The sequence below is a fragment of the Streptomyces sp. NP-1717 genome, from assembly GCF_022695985.1.
Lineage (GTDB): Bacteria > Actinomycetota > Actinomycetes > Streptomycetales > Streptomycetaceae > Streptomyces.
This window is the reverse complement of record NZ_JAAPBF010000386.1, coordinates 1-3,531: the sequence shown is the minus strand read 5'-3', so window position 1 is coordinate 3,531 and position 3,531 is coordinate 1. Positions and strand designations below refer to the sequence as shown.

Here is a 3,531-nt window from a genome sequence, read left to right as displayed (position 1 = left end):
CGCCCGATCCTCCAGAGCAGCGCGACCGACCAATCCCGCAGCCACCCCAGCAACATCCACACCCTCACGCCGGCGCACGAAGTTCGCCAACTGTGCTGCTTGGGCGCGCAGGCCGGCGTCGCCGCGGCCCGAGAGCACCCACGGCACCACCCCCGCAGGCTCCGCCTCCACGACAGGCACGTCTTCGAGGGCGGGCGGCTCTTCCAGGATCACGTGCGCATTGGTGCCACTCACACCGAACGACGACACACCCGCACGCCTCGGCCGCCCATCGCGCTGCCACTCAACCGGCTCCGTCAGAAGACGCACCCCACCCTCGGACCAGTCCACATGCGGCGACGGCTCATCCACGTGCAGCGTTTCGGGCAACCGGCCGTGCCGCATCGCCATCACCATCTTGATCACACCCGCCACACCCGCAGCGGCCTGCGTATGACCGATGTTCGACTTCACCGACCCCAACCACAACGGACGCCCCTCAGGCCGCCCCTGGCCGTAGGTCGCCAGCAACGCCTGCGCCTCGATCGGATCACCCAACGTCGTACCCGTGCCATGGGCCTCCACGACGTCCACGTCACCGGCATCCATACGGGCGTTGGCCAGTGCCTGCCGGATCACCCGCTGCTGCGAGGGACCGTTCGGCGCCGTCAACCCGTTCGACGCACCATCCTGATTCACCGCCGAACCGCGAACCACGGCAAGAACCCGATGACCCTTCGCCACCGCGTCCGACAACCGCTCCAACAGCACCAACCCCACACCTTCGGCCATACCCATGCCCTCCGCCGAGGCGGAGAACGACCGGCACCGGCCGTCCGGTGACAGCGCGCCCTGCTTGCTGAACGCGACCAGAGCGTTCGGCGAGCCCATCACGGCGACACCTCCGGCGAGGGCCATCGAACACTCGCCGAGTCGCAGCGCCTGTGACGCGAGGTGCACCCCGACCAACGACGACGAACACGCCGTGTCCACCGTCACCGCGGGCCCCTCAAGGCCGAACGTGTAGGCGATGCGGCCGGAGAGGACGCTGGACGCGCCGCCGGTGAGCAGATGCCCCTCGGAGCCTTCCGGTGCGGCGGTCAGATTCGCCCCGTAGTCCTGGTAGTTGGATCCGACGAAGACACCCGTCGGGCTTCCCGCCAGCGACTCCGGGTCGATCCCGGCGCGTTCGAACGCCTCCCAGGCGGCCTCCAGCAACAGCCGCTGCTGCGGGTCCATCGCACGGGCCTCGCGCGGGCTGATGCCGAAGAAGGCCGGGTCGAAGAGGGCGGCGTCGTGCAGGAAGCCGCCACCCTGGGCGTACACGCTGTTCGGGCGGTCACGGTCCGGATGATGGAGCGACGCCATGTCCCACCCGCGGTCGGCGGGGAAGCCGGCTACGGCGTCGCCCTGCTCGGCGAGAAGGTCCCAGAGGGCCTCGGCGGAGTGCACGCCGCCCGGGAAGCGGCAGCTCATGCCTACGATGGCGATCGGCTCACCGCTGAACGCCACCGCCTGAGTGGCTGTCGCCGTGGGACGGCTGCCCCACACCTCGGCCTTGAGGAAAGCGGCGAGAGCTCGCGGCGTGGGGTAGTCGAAGACCACCGTCGCGGGGAGGCGGAGCCCCATGGCCGAGCCGAGCCGGTTCCGGAGGTCGACCGCGGTCAGCGAGTCGAATCCGATGTCACGGAACGCGCGGGTGGGGGCAACGGCAGCAACGTCCGCGTGTCCGAGCACGGCCGCGACCTCGGTCCTGACCGTGTCCAGCAACGCGGTGTCCCGCTCGGCCTCGGTCGCCGAAGCCAGCCTGTCCACCAGCACCGAGGAGGACTCGGCTCGGTCCGCGGGGTCCTGATCCACAGATTCGAGGGCCCGAACCTCGGGCAGCTCGGACAGCAGCGGACGCGGCCTTGCCGCGGTGAAGACGGGAACGAACGTGGGCCAGTCGACCTCGGCGACCGCCAGGACCGTCTCCCTGTCGCCGAGGACCTGTGCGAGCGCGTCGAGCGCCAGGTCGCGGTCGAGGAAGGGGAGCCCTTGCCGGTACATCTGGTCGGGGTCGACGCGCCCGAGGGACAACTCGGTGTCCCAGATGCCCCACGCGACGGACGTGATGAGCTGGGAGGCGGCCCGGCTCTCGGCGAGAGCGTCGAGGTAGGCGTTGGCGGCGGCGTACGCGCTGTGCATCCCGCTGCCCCAGATACCGGCGATGGAGGAGAACAGCACCAGCCGGACATCGGGGTGGTTCGCGCCGAGCAGGTCGGCGAGATGGACCGCGCCCGCGCACTTGGCGTCCAGGACGGTGCTCAGATGCTCCGGCGTGGCATCGCGCAACCAGGCCAGCTCGATCGTCGCCGCGGCGTGGATGACGGTGGTGATCGGCGGGTGGCCGGTGCCGGTACCGCCGAGGAGTTGGGCCACCTGCTGGGAATCGGTGATGTCGCAAGCGACGACGGTGGTGGGGGTTCCCTGGGCGGTCAGCTCGTCGGCGAGTTCACTCGCGCCGGGAGCCCCGGGCCCCGAGCGGCTGACCAGGATGAGTTGCTCCGCGCCGTTACGTGCCAGCCAGCGGGCCAGGTGCGAGCCGAGCCCGCCCGTACCCCCGGTTATCACCACCGTGCCGCTCGGCTTCCACTGCTGATCGGCGCCGGACCGCGCCGGAGCGTGCTGCAACCGGCGTACGAACACACCGGCCGCCCCAATGGCCATCTGGTCCTCGATCGGCTCCGCCAGCGCGGCGGTCAACTGGCCGCCGGTGGCGGACTGCCAGACGGCGGGGAGGTCGATCAGACCGCCGTAGTGGTCGGGGTGTTCCAGACCGAAGACCCGGCCCAAGCCCCACACCGCCGCGAGAGCGGGGTCGGGGGCGGTGTCGGTCCCGGGCGTGGTGACCGCACCACGGGACAGGATCCACAACCGTGTGTCGGTCTGCCCCGCGACGGCCTGCATCACCGCCACCACAGCAGTCAGCCCTTCCGACAGGCCGACCTCGCCCTCACCATCTGCCTTGCCCTCATCAGCAGAACCTCGGTCGAACCCGGCCGGCAGATAGGCGATGTGCCCGGCACCGGTCAGCAGGTCGGCGACGTCCGTGCGGTCGGGGTCGGCGGGCAGTACCCGCACCTCGACCTCGGCACCAGCCTGCTCCAACGCCCGCCGTACGTCGGCTACTTCGCCACCGGCGTGACACAGCAACAGCCACTGGCGCGGCAGCCCGCCGGCGTGCTGGACGGCAAGCGGGGTCCAGCCCACCCGGTAACGCCACCCGTCGCTTACCGAAGCACCGACCGGCGCCGCGATACCCGGTGCGGATACGGGCGCCTCCAGCCAGTAGCGGTGGCGTTGGAAGGCGTACGTGGGCAGTGCGACCGGCTCCGCGGCGGGCAGCAACTCGCCCCAGGCCACCGGCAGACCAGCGGACCACGCCTCGCCCAAGCTCCGGAGCATCTGAGCCTCGTCGGGCTGGTCACGGCGCAGGGTGTGCAGCACCCGGCCGTCGGTGTCGGCGAGGACCGTCGACAGCGCGAGCCCGAGGACGGGATGCGGACCCAC

General features: G+C 71.0%; 1 protein-coding gene. It reads right to left on the bottom strand.

Features of this window, described 5'->3' with window-relative positions; all coding sequences use genetic code 11:
- A partial coding sequence (locus tag GXP76_RS34690; protein ID WP_277994136.1) for a type I polyketide synthase occupies window positions 1–3,531 on the bottom strand: 3,531 nt, incomplete at both ends.